This window comes from Shewanella sp. GD04112, from assembly GCF_029835735.1.
GTDB lineage: Bacteria > Pseudomonadota > Gammaproteobacteria > Enterobacterales > Shewanellaceae > Shewanella.
In genome coordinates this window covers 4095763-4113221 of record NZ_JAOEAL010000001.1, presented here as the reverse complement: position 1 = coordinate 4113221, position 17459 = coordinate 4095763, and the positions used below count along the sequence as shown (strand labels likewise).

Below are 17459 nucleotides of genomic sequence, written 5' to 3'. Positions count from 1 at the left end.
ATAAAAAAGCGAACCTAGGTTCGCTTTTTTATTGGTGATTTGTCGGGGCGATGCGGCATCAAGCACTATTGGCGATAACGCGGTTTTTGCCATCCCGCTTGGCTTGATAGAGCGCGGCATCGGCGCGTTTTAGGGTGTCTTCATAGGATTCATCGCCCGCTTCTATGCTGGCGACACCTATGCTGACGGTGGCAAATAATCCCTTTACAGAGAGTTGCTGCAATGCCTTGAAGCAGCAGTCACAGAGGTATTCGGCAAACACTATGGCTTGGTCATGGTCAACTCCGGGCAGGGCAATCACAAACTCATCGCCACCAAAACGGTAGGCGCTGTCGGTTTTGCGAAATTGTTGTTGGCAGGTGTCGGCGACTGCCATGATAACGCGATCGCCCGCTTGGTGACCCAGTTGATCGTTGATCCGTTTTAGGTGGTCCAGATCTAAGACTAAGATCGAGGCCGGAATACGGTGGCGGCTAAAGGTGTCGAAGAGTAGTTGTAAATCACGGTCTAAGCGGCGGCGGTTATAGAGCCCTGTCAATTGGTCGGTATCGCTTAACTGCCGCAGTTGTAATTCCAGTTTATGGCGCTTGGAAATATTACTGGCGACCCAGAGGACGACGGGTTCGTTATTCACCAGAAAATCTAACGCCTGAATGCGCCCCTCAAACCAGATGGGTTGCGATGGTCCTTCATCGGGTAAGCCTTTGACATCCTTATTACTGAGCTCATATTCCTCAATCAATAATTTACGGCTATCTAAGGCTTGCTGAATAATACCGAGGTAGTAAGTGGTTTTTTCGTCGTTGAGTACATCGCTCAGGTAAAGGCCGACTAATCCACTGCCGTCGTGGTAATAACGCGCATCTTTACCGCCAAACACGGCAACATAGCGGCCGCTTTGGGACAGGATAAACGCCGGATCGGGTAGCGCGTCCAGCACTAAAGCCATTTGCTCAATACTGACCATCAAACAAGCTCCCCACAAAGGTTATCTGACTTATTCAAGGCTTTGACACTTGCTAAGAATGTCATCATTCGCCATTCAGTCTATGGTAAGAATTTAGCTTTTTTTATGGCGAAAACAAACCTTAACCACATGGTATTCGTGTTTATGTTCGACTGGCCGGTGAGAAGCAAGCAGGGCACGAGAGAATTAATTAAATTGGACTTAGGGTGTAGACTCTAGCCCGTATCAATTTAATGAGGGATGAGTATGCGCACGGCTGATGATTTTATTCAGTATTTAGAACTTGAGCAGCATGTTGAGGGCGGTTATTACCGTTCTTCCTATCGCTCAGAATCGGCCTTCGATCCGAGTCGTCAGCTATGGAGCAGTATTTATTTCTTACTGAGAACCGGCGAAGTGTCGCATTTTCATCGACTCACGGCCGATGAAATGTGGTATTTCCATGCGGGTCAATCGCTGACGATTTATATGATTTCCCCTGAGGGCGAGCTGACCACGGCGCAGTTGGGGCTGGATTTAGCTGCGGGCGAAAGGCCACAGTTTTTAGTGCCTAAGGGCTGTATTTTTGGCTCGGCCATGAATCAACCAGGGTTTTCGCTGGTGGGCTGTATGGTGTCACCGGGTTTTACCTTCGATGACTTTGAGTTATTTAGCCAAGAAGCTTTGCTGGACATGTATCCGCAGCATCAAGATGTGATCCACAAACTGAGTCGGCCAGAGACGAAATAGCGTCGTTTGATCATTGCGTTATCATGCAATGAGTTGTTCGTTGAATGGATTCGGTAGCCGCATGCCCCGCATTAAGGCATGCGGCTTAATCAGGTTAAGCGCGAATAATATGGGTTACCTGCACCATGGCATCCCGCGCCGATTGACTGACTCCAGCGAGTTGGAAGAAGCCGTGGATCACCCCTAAATAGCGGCGGCAATGGGCATTTACGCCCGCATCTAATAGGTTACGGAATAGCTGTTCACCCTCATCTAGCAAGGGATCGAATTCGGCGGTAATGATATGGGTTTCGGGTAAACCTTCTAACTCTTGGCTGCGAAGTGGGCTGGCTTCGACATCGGTTCTGGGGTGCCAATCGAGGTACATGTCAAAGCCCGTGAGCAGGGTGTCGCGGTTGATAATGTACTTGTCGCCATTGTCTATATAACTCTGACTTTTGGCGGTCGCATCCAACATAGGATAGATAAGCACTTGTTTTTTAGGTAACCATTGCCCTTGTGCTTTTAACCGCAGACAAGTGACTAAGGCTAAATGACCACCGGCACTGTCGCCCATCAGGCTGATATTGGTGTTATCGCCGCCCCATTGCTGGCAATGTTGCTGCACGAGATTGGCGGCATTGAAGGCATCGTCATGGGCGGCGGGGTAGACATGTTCAGGGGCGAGGCGATAGCTGACCGCCACCACTAACGCGCCGGAATCATTGGCGATTTTACGCAGTTGCTGATTATGGGTGGCGATGCCGCCACTGACAAAACAGCCGCCGTGATAGTAAATGACCACGGGTAAGTTGTTGTCCGCCGAGGGCTTAAATAGGGTTAATTCTATGCCCTCAAGGGATAGGGTTTTGACCTCAAATACCGCTTCCGGCTCGCCAGCCAATACCGTGCTGGCGATATACCCTTGGCGACGTTCCTCAAGGCTTTGCTCGCGCACCGAAGGGCAACCTGCGGCGATAAACTCGCTCACCAATTGTTTAATTCCGTCTTCTAAATAGAGTTGGCTCATGTGCAGTTTCCCTGAATATATTCGGTGAGCGCTTATCGCCCCTTGTGGTCGGCAAAGTGTATCGGCTCAATATTGAAAAGGGTAGTGTGTATTGGCTGATTTGCTATTAACTCCATCTATTTCAGTTGATTAACACTTGTTGATAAAAGCTTGTTGAGGGAAGCATCGCGAATGAATACGGTTGCAGCGGTCGGTTTGGTTGTAATGAAAGATTGAGCACAATCTAAAAATGTAAGAAAATTACCGTTCGCCAACCTTGGCGTGTTATTGCTATTTCACTTGTCTTCCAGCGGTAAGGATAGAACGTGGCCAAATCAGCTAAAACCCTGCAACAACGCATGGGCATCGTCGCCCTCACTTGGCCGATTTTTATCGAAACCTTGCTGCAGTCCTTACTCGGGATCAGCGATATTTTTATGCTGAGCCATTATTCCGATAATGCCGTCGCCGCAGTGGGGCTCACCACCCAATTGATGTTTTTTATGATGGTGATGTCCATGATGGTCAGCACGGGCGCCAGCATTCTGATCAGCCAAAATAATGGTGCCGGGCAGACGCAGCAGGCAACCGATATTGGTGTGGCGAGTGTGGCCTTAAGCTTAGGCTTAGCCGTGATGATGGGGGCATCGATGTTTTTCGGTGCCCACGGCATTATCGGTTTGTTTGCCCTAGAGCCTGAGGTCGCAGGCTATGGTTATGACTATCTGCTGATCTGCGGCAGTTTAAGTATTGGGCTGGTGATGAACATTGCCTTTGCCGCCATCTTACGCAGCTACGGTTTTACCCGCTCGGCCATGTTAGTCACCTCCTGCACGGGATTGATGAACGTGCTGGGTAACTATATTGCCCTCTATTCTCCCTTTGGGTTGCCGGTTTATGGGGTGACTGGCGTGGCGATTTCGACTGTAACCAGCCAGATTGTCGGAGCCTTGATTATGTTGGCGGTGATCCACCGTAAAGGTATCCCGCTGCCGATGCCAAGGTTAAAGTTATTGCCGCGCAGCACCTATTGGAGTGTGATGCGCATAGGTTTGCTCAATGCGGGTGAAATGCTGTCCTACAACGTGGCGCAGATGACCATCATCTATTTTATCAGCCAGATGGGCACACTCTCGCTGACGGCCTATACCTATGGTTTGAATATCAGCCGCTTTATTTACTGTTTTGCGGTGGCGCTTGGGCAGGCATCGCAAATTCAAACCGGTTACTACGTCGGTAAACAATGGTTCGATGAGATTACTGTGCGGGTGCAAAAATATTGCCTTGTGGGCTTTATTGCTTCCCTCTCCATAGTGTTAGCCTTTTATTGGCAGCGCTTTACCATAGTGGGCTGGCTGAGTGAAAACCCTGAGGTCATTCAACTTACCGCACTCCTGCTATTGGGTTCCATCGCGCTCGAAACTGGCCGAGTCTTTAATCTGGTGATTATTTCTGCATTAAAAGGCGCGGGGGATGTGGCGTTTCCGGTGCGCGTGGGCCTGTTTAGTATGTGGGGAATTGGCGTGCTATTGGCTTGGTTCTTTGGGCTGCATTTAGGTTATGGCGTGCTTGCCGCTTGGCTTGCCGTTGCGGCCGATGAATGGGTGCGAGGCTTGATTATGGTGCACCGTTGGCGCTCGGGTCGCTGGCAGCGTTTTACCCGTATTCCGCCAGCAACGCCTGTTTCTTCACGTTAATCGCTTGGTTTTAAGCGCTCTATTTAAAGACTGCTCGGGGCTTATTGCTGGCCCCATTTACCCGATTTCAGCTGTTCATTTTTAAATTGTAGATACCTTGAATGCCCTGCATCGGTTTCGATTTCCATTGTGCTGTAGGGGGCAAAAATAGCCCCTGGAATTTGGCATCCATTCGTGAGGACGTCCTCTAATGAGGGCATAAAACATTCTTTAAACGGATCAAAATGGATTCTATAACTGGCATAGCCGCGCGTAACAAAGCGTTCTGTGATGGTTTGGAATAGCTGTCCAAAAGGCGTGTCTAACCTCTGTGGCGTGGAGTAATAAAAGCCTTGTCCGTACCAGTAGAGCAATAAAGCGGTACCCGCATCGCAGAGTGGGTGTTCGATAATCGCCCTCACCATATCGGGATCATGGTCATCCCAATTCAAGTTACCCGCGACAAAATGCAATTCCTCCATACTTTGTAAGTCACTGATACAGATGATGTGTGTCGCCGATTTGCCAAAGTAGGCGCTGTATTCATGTAAAGCGTCATAATCGGGATCGGCGAGCAATTGGGCGAGGCGGTCATGGTTGGCGATACAGCCTAATTCGGCGCATTCATAGGCGCGGATAAATTGTTCTTGGGTTAATAACTTAGCCACGGGCGTCCTTGGGATTGTTAAATAATGACTCTCGCCAGCCCTGATAACTGCGGGCCAGCGAGAAAGAGTGAGGATGTTAGGTGCTAAGCTTGCTGTTGCAGCAGGGTACGACAGAGCTTAATAAAGTCGGAAGAGGTAACAATCCCTAATACTTTCTTATCGTTATCTACTACGGGTAAGCAGCCGAGTTTGTTGTCGATAAAGTATTCTACCACCACGCTTAAGGGCTCATCGGCGGTTAAGTGCTGGCAGTCTTTGTCCATCACAGTGGCTATGGGGGTGTAGCGTTCTTTGCGATCCAATGCGCCTTGGCCGTATTTGTTCAGCATAGACAATACGCTGGCGATCATCTTCTTATGGGTGAGCACACCGACTAAGGTGCCGTCGGTTTCAGATATCACAGGTAAATGACGCACGCCGCGGGTTTGCATTAAATGGTGGGCATCTTTCAGGCTTGCACCATCGCTGATGCAGATGACCTCAGTGCTCATAATGTCGCTGACTTTCATCCTATAAATTCCTTTTTTAACAAGGCTCAGGTTTGATGCTCGACGAGCCAAAATCTGAGCGATTTGCCACTGATCCGATGTTAGCAGCTTACTCATGGCTTGTGCCAGTGCTGTACAAATAAAGTACGCTATCCAGTATAAGCTTATGAATTAAAAGAAATCATAAAAGGCTGACAAAGATGTCACAAATGTGTAACAGTGATGTCTCACAATCGGGGCCTCATTAGACCTCATACCAGTGAAACCTCATCTTATAAGGGAATAATAATAATGAAACGAACCGTGACTCGTCGTGATTTTTTAGCCATGTCGGCCAAAGGCATTGGTGCAGCAGTGATCTCCTACGGCCTAATGGGGTGTAGTGACAGTGATAATGATAAATCTGTTCCTGCGCAGTTTTTACATGGGGTAGCCAGTGGTGACCCCGCGCAAGACGCGGTGATCCTCTGGACCCGTGTGACGCCTGATTCTGCTGGGGATGTTAAAGTCAGCTGGCAAGTGGCCAGTGATGCAGCATTCTCACAATTAGTGACCACAGGGGAGATGGTCACCAACGCTAACCGTGATTACACGGTTAAAATCGATGCCCGTGGTTTACGTGCGGGACAAACCTACTTCTACCGCTTTATGACGGGCGGAAAAACCTCTGAGGTGGGTAAGACCCGCACTCTACCCGAGGGTGATGTGAGTTCGGTAAAACTTGCCGTCATGTCATGCGCTAACTTTCCTGCCGGCTATTTTAACGTGTATGAATTGGCTGCGGCGCAGGATGACCTCGATGCCGTGGTGCATCTGGGTGACTATATCTACGAATATGCCCGCGGCGGCTATGCCAGCGAACATGCGGCAGAGCTTGGCCGTGAAGTGTTGCCCGTCAACGAACTGCTGACCCTCAGCGACTACCGTACCCGTTACGGCCAATATCATACCGATGCCAGCCTGCAAAAATTGCACGCGAAAGTGCCTTTTATTACGGTATGGGACGACCACGAAGTAGCAAACGATACTTGGCGTGATGGCGCCGAGAACCACAACGAAGGCGAAGGGGATTTTGCGGTTCGCAAAGAAGCCGCACTGCAGGCTTACTTCGAGTGGCTGCCAATCCGTCCATGGCGCGAGGGTAACCATGAGGAGATTTATCGCAGTTTCAGTTACGGCAACTTAGTCGACTTACATATGCTGGATACGCGCGTCTTGGCCCGCGATAAGCAGCTCGATTATGCCGATTATATGGATGCCAGCACGGGCGCCTTCGATGGCGAGCGTTTCCGCGCCGATGTGACATCGACCACGCGCACTATGTTAGGGCTGACCCAGTTACTTTGGTTACAGGGCACCTTATTGCAAGCCACGGGCACTTGGCAGGTGTTAGGACAACAGATCCTCATGGGCAAGATGTCTCTACCTGCGGCGATTGCAACCCAGCAAATGAGCATTCCACAATATGCCATGCTTGGGGCGCTGGCGAAGTTAGCCGCCCGCGCTGCGGCAAATGATCCAACCCTAACGGCGGCAGAATTACAGTACTTGCAGGCTAATCAAGCCCTGTTAACGCCAGAGGTGATTGCCCTGCTGCAACTGCCATCAATTCCCTATAACTTGGATGCATGGGATGGTTATGCCTATGAAAGGGAAGTGATTTTAGGCACGGCTAAATCGAAAAATCACAACCTAGTGGTGATTGCCGGTGACACCCATAATGCCTGGGCGAATGAGCTTAAAGATGTAAACGGCGATACCGTTGGGGTTGAGTTTGCCACAAGCTCGGTATCATCACCTGGTTTGGAATATTACTTAAATCTACCGGCGGAACAGATCCCCGCGACCGAGGCTGCGATCGTCGAGTTGGTGCCAGATCTTAAATACACCAACCTTAAAGACCGTGGCTTTATGACCTTAACCTTCACCAAGGAAGCCGTGCGTAGCGATTGGCATTATGTCAGCACGATTCTGGCGAAGGAGTTTGAAGAGTCGAGTAGCCGCAGCTACAGCGCCATGACTAAGGTCGGTGAACCTATTATCAACCCTGTGAGCTAACTTAAGCGCCACACTTTGCTTTGAGCCTGTGCTCGTTCCTTGTTGGCCACCTTTGGGTGGCCTTTTTTGTCCGCTTTTTGTTAGTTCCGTCCTAAAAATGCAAAATAAACGGCCGTTCACCTGCAACTTATGACTATAACTGCAGCACGGCGGTTTTTTTTGGTATAAAATTCGCTCCCAAAATTCGGCGGCTGCCTACACTTGCTAGGACTCTTATGAAGAGAATGCTGTTCTCGTGTTTTGGACGCCGAACAGACCTTACAGGGTAAAAGCTCTCGCTTTAACACCTAAAATCAATAATTAAGATGGGGATCGGTGTCATGTCAGAAAAATATTTCGTTACCGCACAACAACTGCTCGAAGATTCATTTCTATTAGCTTCACAGGTTTATGAGAGTGGATTCCGTCCGCAGTTTATCGTGGGTATTTGGCGTGGCGGTGCTCCAATCGGGATCGCGGTACAAGAGTTTTTCGACTTTAAGAAGGTTGAAACCGATCATATCGCTGTGCGTACCTCGTCTTACTACGGTATTGGTACCGACAAGCAAAGCAAAGAAATCAAAGTCCATGGCCTGCATTACATTGTTGAAAATGCGAATGCTAGCGACAGCTTACTGATTGTGGACGATGTGTTTGACTCTGGCCGCAGTATCCACGCGCTGAAGGAAAAGTTAAGCCAACTGATGCGCTTAAACATGCCGCAGGATATTCGTATCGCTTGCCCTTATTACAAGCCAAAAAATACCGCAGTGCCTTTAAAGCCTGATTACTATATCCATGCCTCTGAAGATTGGTTAGTGTTCCCACACGAAGTGACAGGCTTAACGCCGGAAGAAATTGCCGAAGGTAAGGGCGATTTAAAAAATATTCAGCATCTTTTTAAGTAAAAAGAATCTGTTAATAAAAAGCGTTAGCAGTTTTTGCTAACGCTTTTTTGTTTCTCGGTTTTGAAATAGAGCCTATTGTTTTGGCCTATAAATCCATGCAGTTGGCATAGTAAGTGACAGTCGCCGGCCAGTCCGAAAACACGCCAATCACGCCGACATCTTTGGCGAGTACATCGAGCAGCTCATAGGTATCGCCTTCATTATCAATGGCATCTGTGATGCTTTGATAATACCAACCGCCGCCATCTTTCAATAATCCTGAGCGCTCTAAACTCCAAGTGATGATCTTAAGTCCCGCTGCTTTCGCGGCTTTGGCATATTCCGATGGAATGATTTTTTTATCCGCATCTAAGGTCACTAGCACCCAGAGTGGCGGCGCGATAATCTCTACGCCTTGGGCTTTAAGTTCCGCCATTGAGGGCGACCAGCTGGAGGAGTCCTGTGGGTCAAAGCCCGTATGAATATCATATCTATCATCAAGATATACCGCTTGTTTGCCAAACTCGGGGGCGTTAGCAATCCAGTATTTTACATCTTCTAAATTAAAGGATTGGGGGAATACTTGAGAGGCATCGACACTTGCCGCAGTATATTCATCGAGCATCTTCTGGGCGTACTCCTGCTGAGTAAAACCGTCGAAGGGCATAGCGACACTGGCGGCTTTTAGCTCTGGGGTCATTTTGACGCCAGCCTTTTTAAACATCTCAATACTCTCTGCGTGGGTCATCAGGGTACCGTTGCCCGCATAGAGATCGGTGCGCCACTTAGGCGTGGCATTGATAAATTCCTCGACATTGGTCGCCTTGGGATTCTCACCCTCCATCTTACCCTTTAACATTTTAAATTCGGCGAGGGTGATATCGCTGGTGCAGCAAGTTGCTGTGGCGGCGACGCCATTGGCCGCATCGGCAGGGGTAAAGGGGACTGAGCATTTGTTGGCAAGTTCGGGAATGGCCAAAATATTGGTTGTGCTGGCGAGATCGCACTGGGAGTGGCGACAGACTAAGGCTTTATCCGCGGTAAAAGTCACATCACACTCGACGATACCCGCGCCAGAGTCGATGGCCGCTTGGTAGGATTCTTTAGTGTGTTCAGGGAATTGCATCGACGCGCCGCGGTGACCAATAGAAAAATCACTACGGTAGAAATGATCGGTTTCGCACTGGGCTAAGTGGGTCTTTAAGCTGCTGTCCTGCATTTGGCGCACTAAAAACAGTGGTCGCTCACCGACTTGGGCGGGCACCATTTTCGCTGGTGGCGGTGCAGTCTCGCTATCTTTGTTATCGCTGTTACAGCCTGCTAGCAGGGCCGTGCTTGCCAACAGCATACAGAGTGTTACTGAGGAGGTATTCATCATCTTTCCTAAATTATGAATGACTTATTAATAGGGGCCCTCACACTCTAAAATTGCTATATGACTAAATTTACTTATTTTTATGACCAAAACAAGAAAAGATACCGTCCGCCAGCCGCTTTTGCGCTAGCTTGATATTGAGCTTAGGACTAAGATTAGGGCGAAAAATCATCTGGCAGGCGGGGTTATATTGGGATGCCGCGACTCACTGAGCCAGCTGAGCATGAAAATTTTCTCGTAAGCGATCTTTCTTTGCCGAAATCAAGTAAACTGCGCTCCTTTTGTTTTATGATGGCGTTTGTATCGCTTGATAAGACAAACGTGGCAAGCATCATTTAGGAAATAGAGCAGAATGAGCAAGGGTAAAAAATACGATTTTCGCGTCACTCAAGCTGAAAATGGTTGGAAGACGGAAATCACCCGTCGTATGACGTCGACTAAGACGGTAGTGTCGAAAAGCCATGACGGTTTTGCGACCGAAGCCGAGGCACAAGCTTGGGGTCAAGCCGAGCTGCAAGTGTTTTTAGGCACGCTGGCTGAGCGCAACAAGCGTCGCTCAGAGAAACAGGCTAAGGCCAAATTAGCGGCGGCTTTAGCGGCTGAAGCGGCAACCGATGCCGATGATTTTGATGATGAAGACGAGTTCGGCGAAGAATAACTCGCTCGAAGAAGACATCTCGAAACAAAATCCTCGAAGGCAAACTGGCTTGTGAGCCAATCAGCATTCAACAAAAAAGCGGACCCGAGGTCCGCTTTTTTGTTGTCTCACTTAAGGTATTCCCTTAAGTGAGCATTAGGCAATGGAATTAGCCTTGGATCTTAAAGCTACCTTGCATAATCGCCCAGTGGCCTGGGAAGCTGCAGAAGAACTGGTAAGCTTCAGTCGCGCTCATGCCCGCAGTGCTAAATTTTACAGAAGTTGATTCGCCGCCACCCACTAACGCAGTGTGAGCGATAACACGGGTATCACCGGCTTTAACGTAAGCTGCATCGGCGCCAGCGCTCATACCATCGGTCGCAACGGCAGACATATCAGCGGCTTTAGTTAATACCCAGTTGTGGCCCATAGCTGCTTTTGGCAGCGTGCCAGTGTGCGTTAGTGTGAGGGTCACTTCCTTACACGTTGCAGGAACAGACAGCTCTTTAGTGTCAAATTGCATAGCGTCAGTCGCAGCAATCTTGAGTTCACATTCGTTAGCACTCGCTTGGCTGGCGACGAATAATCCTAGGCCGAGTAAGCTAGCGCTAGTCATATTACGTAAAGTGGTGCTTTTCGCTTTCATCTGGTACTTCCTTATTCTGAACAAGGTGGGTCGAGCCGTTTTGGCTCGAACATGCGCTTGCCAGCATAGGCTGAATTCATTAAATGGGAATGAATTCGGTATGTAAATTATGTATATAGTACTTTTGAATGAAAGAGGTTGAGTGCGACAATTTGCCGCACTCATAGGCTAACGTTGGACTTCGTGGCGATAGGGAATCGCGCGCTGGGCGCCTTCTCGGGTAACGGTAATGGCCGAGGCAGCATTGGCAAACCCGACGGCCGCGGCAATTGACATGCCTTCACTTAAACCCACCACTAAGGCGCCATTAAAAGTATCGCCCGCGGCAACCGTATCTATGGCTTGCACTGTCAGCGCCGGAATTAACCCGGTAAAGCCAGCACTGCTGATAAACGCGCCTTTACTGCCTAAGGTTATGACGACAGTTGCAACGCCCTGCTGATGTAGCCACTGTGCGGCAAGTTCGGCATCTTCTTCATTCTTGACCTCAATGCCTGTAAGCGCTTCGGCCTCGGTCTCATTGGGAGTAATGATGTCGACCCATTTGAGGTAATCCAACTCCTGACTGGTTGCAGGCGCAGGATTCAGCACTGTGGTAATACCGAGGCGCTTGGCGGTTTGCAATGCGTGGTGAACCGTCTCCATCGGCGTTTCGAGCTGGATCAGTAAGAATTGGGCATTGGCAAACAGGGCGTAATGCTTCTCTAGCTCGCTCGGGGTGAGATGGGCATTGGCGCCCGCGGCGATCCCGATGGAGTTCTCCCCATTATCGCCGACAAAAATCAGCGCCGTGCCCGTACTCATATTGGCGACTTGGGTAATACCTTCGGCCTTAATGCCATCCTTGAGCCAGCTTGTACGCATGTCATTGCCGACACTGTCTTGGCCGAGATGGCAGATAAATGCCACTTCCGCATCCGCTTGGCATAAACGGGCACAGGCTACCGCCTGATTCGCCCCTTTGCCACCGTGTTCCAAGCGATAGGCTCGGCTCATTAAGGTTTGGCCGGGAACGGGCAAATACTCAAAGTTCATCACATGGTCGGCATTCGCACTGCCGATAACGAGGATCTGGCTCATGGAAGGTTCACTCTTAAGTTTATCTGCGATTGAGATAGGTTGGTGTGTAGGCCGCTAAGCTGTCAACTAACAAGTCAACAAAGCCCTGTCTATCAATGCCGAATAGCACTGTCGCATTCGCGGATTTGCCTGTCAGTTGATAGCGGTCGACTACCGTCATCCCCAGTGTTAACTCGCTTTGGGTTTCAATGCCGACCCAGCAGTCTTGGGCATCAAACAATGCGGGGTTAAGTAACCAAGCGATAGTGCAAGGGTCATGCAGCGGCGCGCCGACAAAGCCCCATTTAGGATCTCTATGGTAAATCATAAAGAAATCCAACAACTCGGCGACACACTTAGCCACGGGATTCGGAATAGCGCGAATACGTTCGATATCTTCATCCATGATCTGTGCCTGATGGGTAACATCGAGGCCGCACATGGTGATGGGAATTCCGGATTTAAAGACGATATCGGCCGCCTCTGGGTCGACAAAAATATTAAACTCGGCGGCGGGTGTCCAGTTACCAACCCCGGCGGCACCACCCATCAACACTATGCGCTCAATCTTGGCGTGTAACTCGCCATGGCTGGCGAGTAGCAGCGCGATATTGGTGAGCGGCCCAGTAGGCACTAATGTTACTGGCTTATCGCTTTGGCGGATTTTCTCGGCCATCAGCTCGACCGCATTCACGGCTTGAGGTTGAAAACTCGGTGCAGGCAATGCCGGGCCATCGAGCCCTGTTTCACCGTGAACGTTGTCGGCAATCATCAATTCACGGCTTAAGGGTTTAACCGCGCCGCCCGCGACCGGAATATCGCTGCGATTGAGCAGGGTTAAGATCCGCAGGGCGTTATTGAGGGTTTTATCAGGGGTTTGGTTGCCGGCGCTGGTGGTCACGGCCAGTGGGTTTAGCTCTGGATGGGCGAGGGCTAAAATGAGCGCGATAGCATCGTCATGGCCTGGATCGCAATCCAAAATAATCGGACGACTCATACTGTTACTCCTTTAAACAGCGGGAATGGAAACGTAGAATAGCATGCTCAAGTTTGCAGGCTAGGATGTGGCCGAGTCTTTAGGGCAAACTGTGAGCTTTTTCTGATTTCTATCAATAAGCTGCTACAATAGCGCCCCGCTTTAGGCAGAATCAAGTTCTCTAATGCCTTACCGATCATGGAATGATAAGGAAGTTCTGGCGTGTTGATGAATCGCAGTCAATTAACCTCGAGTGCACCCACGCGTTTTTGGGGCTGGTTAGCAATACTCTTGACCTGTGTCCCTCTCCTTTTGATGAGTGTTGCCGCGCTATTCCTCTGGGAAGGGGCGCAAAAGTGGTTTCTGGTCAATCAGTTGCTGGAGCGTGGCGATGTGGCCATTGGTCGAGTGATTGAAACTGCCTATCGCAGTGAGCGCAGTTCGACAGGAATTTATAACCAAAGATTGATTTGCTTGGTTGAGTATCGCACCGCCGAAGGCAAGCTCGTCCGTCAATGGGAGCTCGATGGCGTGAATTGCCAAGCGACCTATCAATTACGGCCGCCGCAGGGCGACACCCCAGGCGCATTAGTGCCCAACTACGGGCAAAGTGTTGTGCATTATCTTCCCGAGGCGCCAACACGGGCGAGCGCCGATCTCGAATTAACCCGCGATCGCGCCAAGCTAGATTTGGGCTTTGGTATCGCAGGTATATTAGGCAGTTTGCTGGTCGGTTATTTCTGTTTGACGCTATTAAGGATCCGCTGGGCCGAGTCCCGTTATGTGCCAATGATTAGGCGTTTAGGGCGGCAACAGGATTACACCGGGATTATCCATTTGCTCGAAACCTATCGCCAGCATCCTGCTGCGAATATCCTAGTCTGGGAAGCGGCTGAGCATATAGGTCATTGCCCTGAACACTATCCGCGTTTGGTCGATTTATTCGAACAAATGCAATCTTCACCGAGAAAAAAAAAGCTGGAGTCGGTAGATGAATCTATTGCGATGATAAGCTTTTATCGCTTGAGTTCATTAGGATTTCACGACTTAGCGCTGGCGATGCTCGCCCGTAATAAACAGGCGCTGTCGGCTAAAACCTTAGCCAGCTTTGTGCTGATGACGCGCACTAAGCAGTTGCCCTTTGCATTGGAATTAACCGCAGAAAAGTTAGCGGCATTGAAGGCGCTGTGTGAGGCCAAAGTACTCACATTCGGCTTGACGGATGAAAAGCAATGCCAAGTCGATTCTGCGCTGCACCTCGATTATTTACTCTACTTAGTAACATTAGTGCTCGACAATACCGTACTGAACCGCCAAGTGGGGCGCACAATCGGCCCAGTTCAACGGTTGATCTTAACAGCCTTAACACAGGCGCAGGCGTTCGATACTCTCAGCCAAGACAGTGCACAGGCGCTAGATAAACAAATTCAAGTTCTCTTAACCCGTATCGATTCGCGTCAGGGTTTTGGGTACGAACTTAAGCCGCTACTCGAGTCGATAGCAGCTAAGTTAGCACAACCCATTCAGCAACCCGCGTTTTCAGTAAACAAAATTTCAGCAACCAAAGTTTCAGCAAAACAGGGAAATAAGTAATGCAGTCTTATCCTATATCACGCCCCTTGGCATTGGTGGCTGCCTTAGTGGCGTTGCAATTAACCGCCTGTAGTCAGCCTAAACCCGTAGCCGTAGTCGAAAATGAAAAGGAATCCTTGCTGCAATTTGATAACGGCAAGCTTATCCAGTTTAAGGAAGAGGCAAATCCGAATTACCGCCATATTCCCTGCGATTTACCCGCAGTTGAGACTGTGGTGACCAACAGCACGGCCTTCGCCGCATTAACTAACTCGGATGAGGTGATCACTTGGGGCGACAGTTTTGCCGGTGGCGATAGCCGTGAGGTGACGCCAGAGCTCAAGCAAGTGAAGCAAATTGTCCCAGTTAAAGATGGGTTTGCTGCGCTGCGCCAAGATGGCACTGTGGTCTATTGGGGTAATGCGGGCAAGTTGAGTCTGGACAAGGTATTGCAAGCGCGCATGACCAATATCACTAAGCTATTCGCCAACCGAGAGGCCATAGCCGCCCTCGACGCCAATGGTAAGGTACATACTTGGGGCTACGGGCCTTACGGCGGCAATAGTTTGCAGGTGCAGGATGAGTTAGTCGATGTGGTCGATATCTTTGCTAAAGGGCGCAGTTTTATTGCCCTGAAAAAAGACGCCAGCGCCGTAGTTTGGGGGGAGGTTGAAAGTTCGACCAATATGAAGAAGTTGCAGTCGCAGCTGACGGATATTAAACATATCGAATATTTTCAAAATACCTATGCCGCCTTAAAAAAAGATGGCTCAGTGGTGAGTTGGGGCTGGCGCAGTGATGCTTATCCTATCCGCAGCGCGCTTAAGGATGTAGCAAGTCTCACGGCAAACAGTTGCGCGTTTGCGGTGTTAAGTCCAACGGGGGATGCCCATTTCTGGGGCGATGGCATTAACTGTGGCGTCGATTGGATCAAGAAAACCGATATCACAGGCGTGAAGGATATTATCAGCGTTGGCCCGGGATTCTTGCTACTGCGTGACAACGCCACGCCGCAAATTCTCGCCGACGATACGGATTACGCCTATCTGTTTGGCTTTCATCATGCTCAAGAGATCCTCGACAAATATTGGCAGCAAGGCAGCAAAATTACCCTAGGTAAGTCCTCCTTTGCCTTTACGCGCCCCGACGGCAAAGTGGTACCCGTCGGTTATCGGGCTGACCTTAAAAATGTCGAGCAACTGATTGAACGCATTCCGCGCCTCACTTGGTTAGCGCAGGCAAATGATGGTTTTGTGGGGATCAGTGAAAAAGGAGAATGGGTCTCTTGGTCGATGAATCTGGGAATGTTTGATAAATCGCCGGTACAACCTGCCGACTCCTTGGTGGTTAAGCCGCTGGAATTTACCCCCGCTGCCCAATGTGAGACCCCAGAGCAACGGCAGGCGATTTTGAGTCAGGCAAGGCCGCAGCGTAAAATCAATTGGTCATTTGACTAACTCATTGTTGGGCATGTAGGGCATTTCTCAGCTGGTGAAGGTTCATTCACCAGCTTGTTTATCCCTCACCGACCTATCTTTGGCTGCTATTTGCTGTTTTACAGTTGTTATGACTGTATAAGTATCATTTTGTTTTGCTTTTTAACTGTTATCTTATTTACATCTTCGCTAGAATGCTGGATGTTTTCTATGCAATTTCATATGTCGTATTAACCCATAACAATGCGATACAAGGATGATAATAATGAAATGTATACCCCATATGCAGATGAGGTTATGGCAGGGCGCGAGCGTATTGATGCTATGCAGCCTAATCGGTTCTGAATCCGTTGAGGCGAAATTGGATATGCCTCGCCATGAGAGCAGTGCTTCCCATTCCCATGTGCTCCCCGTCTTTAGCCAGCAATTAGGATTTAACCTGCCAGAGGGGTGGCGCAAAGCCTACCATGAAGAACGTGCGGGCATGTTTATGGCGGAATTTGTGCCGGAGCAGGAGGCGCTCAATCAATGGAGTGCGCTGTTTTGTGTGCAAGGCTTTAAGGATATGGCCGAAAGCGTCAGCCCGGAGCAGTTTTTAGATGCGATGGCCGAGACTTACCAAGCCTCCTGTGACGGTGAGGTGGTTTACCAAAAGCTGGGGGATACCCAAGTGGATGGTCACGACGGATTTCAAGCCATTCTTGGTTGTACCACTATGCCGAATCTCCATGGCGCGACTCAATTTAATCCAACGGCCTTTACCTCTCATCCCCAGGGCGAAATTGGTTATTACACTGTAGTGAGTGGCGACAAGGATTTGTATTTGCTGCATAAATCGATGCGTGGTGAGGTGTTTTCTGCCGATAAACCTCCTCTGCAAGCCGCCAACAGTGCCGACTTTATCTCTGCCTTAGCGCCCTTTTCCTTAAAGTAGTTGTCAGTCGATAGACGGATGATCATGGACTTTCATCCGTATAGACGTCTATAATGCGCGCGCTCAGGCTTGATATGCCACGAGCCTTGTTGGGCGTTAACTGGTTTTTTCGCCCTATGAACCTCATTTTTAGTCAACCTTCTGTGGTGCTTGCGACGCATTCGTCGCGAGATAATCGGGAAGCCAGTGAAATTCTGGCACTGCCCCCGCAACGGTAAAAGGTGAGAGACGACCGCATTCGTTAGGTAGCTCAAGATGAGCCAGAGAATCGAGTGTGCAAAGGTCAGTTTCGCGTTTATCTCTCGTTGAGATAGACATAGCCTAAGTCCGGAGACCGGCCCTAAAGGTGTTTTTGAGATTTCGGTGGGCAGATCTCAAAATGCG

At 49.6% G+C, this 17459-nt stretch carries 16 protein-coding genes and 1 riboswitch; of the genes, 8 read left to right on the top strand and 8 right to left on the bottom strand.

The window, feature by feature from the left end:
- Positions 1-58: 58 nt before the first annotated feature.
- The gene (locus N7386_RS18065) at positions 59-967 is read right to left on the bottom strand and encodes a GGDEF domain-containing protein (RefSeq protein WP_279771067.1); all 909 of its coding nucleotides are present in this window, start codon (positions 965-967) and stop codon (positions 59-61) included.
- A gap of 246 nt (positions 968-1213) precedes the next feature.
- Here N7386_RS18065 and N7386_RS18060 point away from each other — a divergent pair, with 246 nt between their 5' ends.
- Positions 1214-1696 carry a cupin domain-containing protein gene (locus N7386_RS18060; RefSeq protein WP_279770151.1) on the top strand — a complete coding sequence of 161 codons (483 nt, stop codon included), beginning with the start codon at positions 1214-1216 and terminating at the stop codon, positions 1694-1696.
- 94 nt (positions 1697-1790) lie between these two features.
- On the opposite strand, the gene N7386_RS18055 is transcribed toward N7386_RS18060, so the two are convergent.
- Positions 1791-2705 (bottom strand): alpha/beta hydrolase, encoded by a 915-nt coding sequence (locus tag N7386_RS18055; RefSeq protein WP_279770149.1) that lies wholly within the window; start codon positions 2703-2705, stop codon positions 1791-1793.
- 305 nt (positions 2706-3010) lie between these two features.
- On the opposite strand from N7386_RS18055, the gene N7386_RS18050 reads away from it, so the two are divergent.
- Positions 3011-4381, top strand: coding sequence for an MATE family efflux transporter (locus tag N7386_RS18050; protein ID WP_279770147.1), 1371 nt, complete (start codon positions 3011-3013; stop codon positions 4379-4381).
- Positions 4382-4422: 41 nt separating this feature from the next.
- Here N7386_RS18050 and N7386_RS18045 read toward each other — a convergent pair whose 3' ends face one another.
- Complete coding sequence (locus tag N7386_RS18045) at positions 4423-5028, bottom strand: DUF4274 domain-containing protein (RefSeq protein WP_279770145.1); 606 nt, start codon at positions 5026-5028, stop codon at positions 4423-4425.
- Between the two features lie 83 nt (positions 5029-5111).
- Positions 5112-5537 (bottom strand): CBS domain-containing protein, encoded by a 426-nt coding sequence (locus tag N7386_RS18040; protein WP_011624048.1) that lies wholly within the window; start codon positions 5535-5537, stop codon positions 5112-5114.
- A 270-nt stretch (positions 5538-5807) separates the two neighbouring features.
- Between N7386_RS18040 and N7386_RS18035 the strand changes: the two genes are divergently transcribed.
- Together N7386_RS18035 and N7386_RS18030 are read left to right on the top strand one after the other, a co-directional pair.
- Complete coding sequence (locus N7386_RS18035; protein ID WP_279770143.1) at positions 5808-7574, top strand: alkaline phosphatase D family protein; 1767 nt, start codon at positions 5808-5810, stop codon at positions 7572-7574.
- Between the two features lie 320 nt (positions 7575-7894).
- Positions 7895-8461, top strand: a complete 567-nt coding sequence (locus N7386_RS18030) for a phosphoribosyltransferase family protein (RefSeq protein ID WP_011624046.1) — start codon at positions 7895-7897, stop codon at positions 8459-8461.
- A gap of 85 nt (positions 8462-8546) precedes the next feature.
- Here N7386_RS18030 and N7386_RS18025 read toward each other — a convergent pair whose 3' ends face one another.
- The gene (locus N7386_RS18025; RefSeq protein WP_279770141.1) at positions 8547-9815 is read right to left on the bottom strand and encodes a glycerophosphodiester phosphodiesterase family protein; all 1269 of its coding nucleotides are present in this window, start codon (positions 9813-9815) and stop codon (positions 8547-8549) included.
- A gap of 352 nt (positions 9816-10167) precedes the next feature.
- Here N7386_RS18025 and N7386_RS18020 point away from each other — a divergent pair, with 352 nt between their 5' ends.
- Positions 10168-10473, top strand: a complete 306-nt coding sequence (locus N7386_RS18020) for a DUF3622 domain-containing protein (RefSeq protein WP_011625141.1) — start codon at positions 10168-10170, stop codon at positions 10471-10473.
- A 148-nt stretch (positions 10474-10621) separates the two neighbouring features.
- Here the strand turns inward: N7386_RS18020 and azu are convergent, their stop codons facing one another.
- From azu to rihA, 3 genes are all read right to left on the bottom strand, one after another.
- A complete protein-coding gene (azu, locus tag N7386_RS18015; RefSeq protein WP_279770140.1) occupies positions 10622-11098 on the bottom strand; it encodes an azurin in 477 nt (158 codons plus the stop codon).
- A gap of 168 nt (positions 11099-11266) precedes the next feature.
- Entirely contained in the window at positions 11267-12178 is a 912-nt protein-coding gene (gene rbsK / locus N7386_RS18010) for a ribokinase (RefSeq protein ID WP_279770138.1), read from the bottom strand.
- 19 nt (positions 12179-12197) lie between these two features.
- The gene (rihA, locus tag N7386_RS18005) at positions 12198-13154 is read right to left on the bottom strand and encodes a pyrimidine-specific ribonucleoside hydrolase RihA (protein ID WP_279770136.1); all 957 of its coding nucleotides are present in this window, start codon (positions 13152-13154) and stop codon (positions 12198-12200) included.
- A gap of 207 nt (positions 13155-13361) precedes the next feature.
- Between rihA and N7386_RS18000 the strand changes: the two genes are divergently transcribed.
- The 3 genes from N7386_RS18000 to N7386_RS17990 all read left to right on the top strand — a co-directional run bounded on the left by N7386_RS18000 (position 13362) and on the right by N7386_RS17990 (position 17075).
- A complete protein-coding gene (locus N7386_RS18000) occupies positions 13362-14726 on the top strand; it encodes a hypothetical protein (RefSeq protein ID WP_279770134.1) in 1365 nt (454 codons plus the stop codon).
- Entirely contained in the window at positions 14726-16162 is a 1437-nt protein-coding gene (locus N7386_RS17995) for a hypothetical protein (protein ID WP_279770133.1), read from the top strand. Before N7386_RS18000 ends, N7386_RS17995 begins: the two co-directional genes overlap by 1 nt.
- Before the next feature lie 244 nt (positions 16163-16406).
- On the top strand, positions 16407-17075 hold the full coding sequence (locus tag N7386_RS17990; RefSeq protein ID WP_279770131.1) for a hypothetical protein: 669 nt from the start codon (positions 16407-16409) through the stop codon (positions 17073-17075).
- A gap of 127 nt (positions 17076-17202) precedes the next feature.
- Positions 17203-17433, top strand: a riboswitch (cobalamin riboswitch).
- Positions 17434-17459: the final 26 nt, after the last annotated feature.

Coding starts and splice junctions, on each gene's coding strand:
- N7386_RS18065 (WP_279771067.1), bottom strand. CDS start 967: ATGGTCAGTATTGAGCAAATGGCTTTAGTGCTGGACGCGCTACCCGAT.
- N7386_RS18060 (WP_279770151.1), top strand. CDS start 1,214: ATGCGCACGGCTGATGATTTTATTCAGTATTTAGAACTTGAGCAGCAT.
- N7386_RS18055 (WP_279770149.1), bottom strand. CDS start 2,705: ATGAGCCAACTCTATTTAGAAGACGGAATTAAACAATTGGTGAGCGAG.
- N7386_RS18040 (WP_011624048.1), bottom strand. CDS start 5,537: ATGAAAGTCAGCGACATTATGAGCACTGAGGTCATCTGCATCAGCGAT.
- N7386_RS18035 (WP_279770143.1), top strand. CDS start 5,808: ATGAAACGAACCGTGACTCGTCGTGATTTTTTAGCCATGTCGGCCAAA.
- N7386_RS18030 (WP_011624046.1), top strand. CDS start 7,895: ATGTCAGAAAAATATTTCGTTACCGCACAACAACTGCTCGAAGATTCA.
- N7386_RS18025 (WP_279770141.1), bottom strand. CDS start 9,815: ATGAATACCTCCTCAGTAACACTCTGTATGCTGTTGGCAAGCACGGCC.
- N7386_RS18020 (WP_011625141.1), top strand. CDS start 10,168: ATGAGCAAGGGTAAAAAATACGATTTTCGCGTCACTCAAGCTGAAAAT.
- azu (WP_279770140.1), bottom strand. CDS start 11,098: ATGAAAGCGAAAAGCACCACTTTACGTAATATGACTAGCGCTAGCTTA.
- rbsK (WP_279770138.1), bottom strand. CDS start 12,178: ATGAGCCAGATCCTCGTTATCGGCAGTGCGAATGCCGACCATGTGATG.
- rihA (WP_279770136.1), bottom strand. CDS start 13,154: ATGAGTCGTCCGATTATTTTGGATTGCGATCCAGGCCATGACGATGCT.
- N7386_RS18000 (WP_279770134.1), top strand. CDS start 13,362: ATGAATCGCAGTCAATTAACCTCGAGTGCACCCACGCGTTTTTGGGGC.
- N7386_RS17995 (WP_279770133.1), top strand. CDS start 14,726: ATGCAGTCTTATCCTATATCACGCCCCTTGGCATTGGTGGCTGCCTTA.
- N7386_RS17990 (WP_279770131.1), top strand. CDS start 16,407: ATGAAATGTATACCCCATATGCAGATGAGGTTATGGCAGGGCGCGAGC.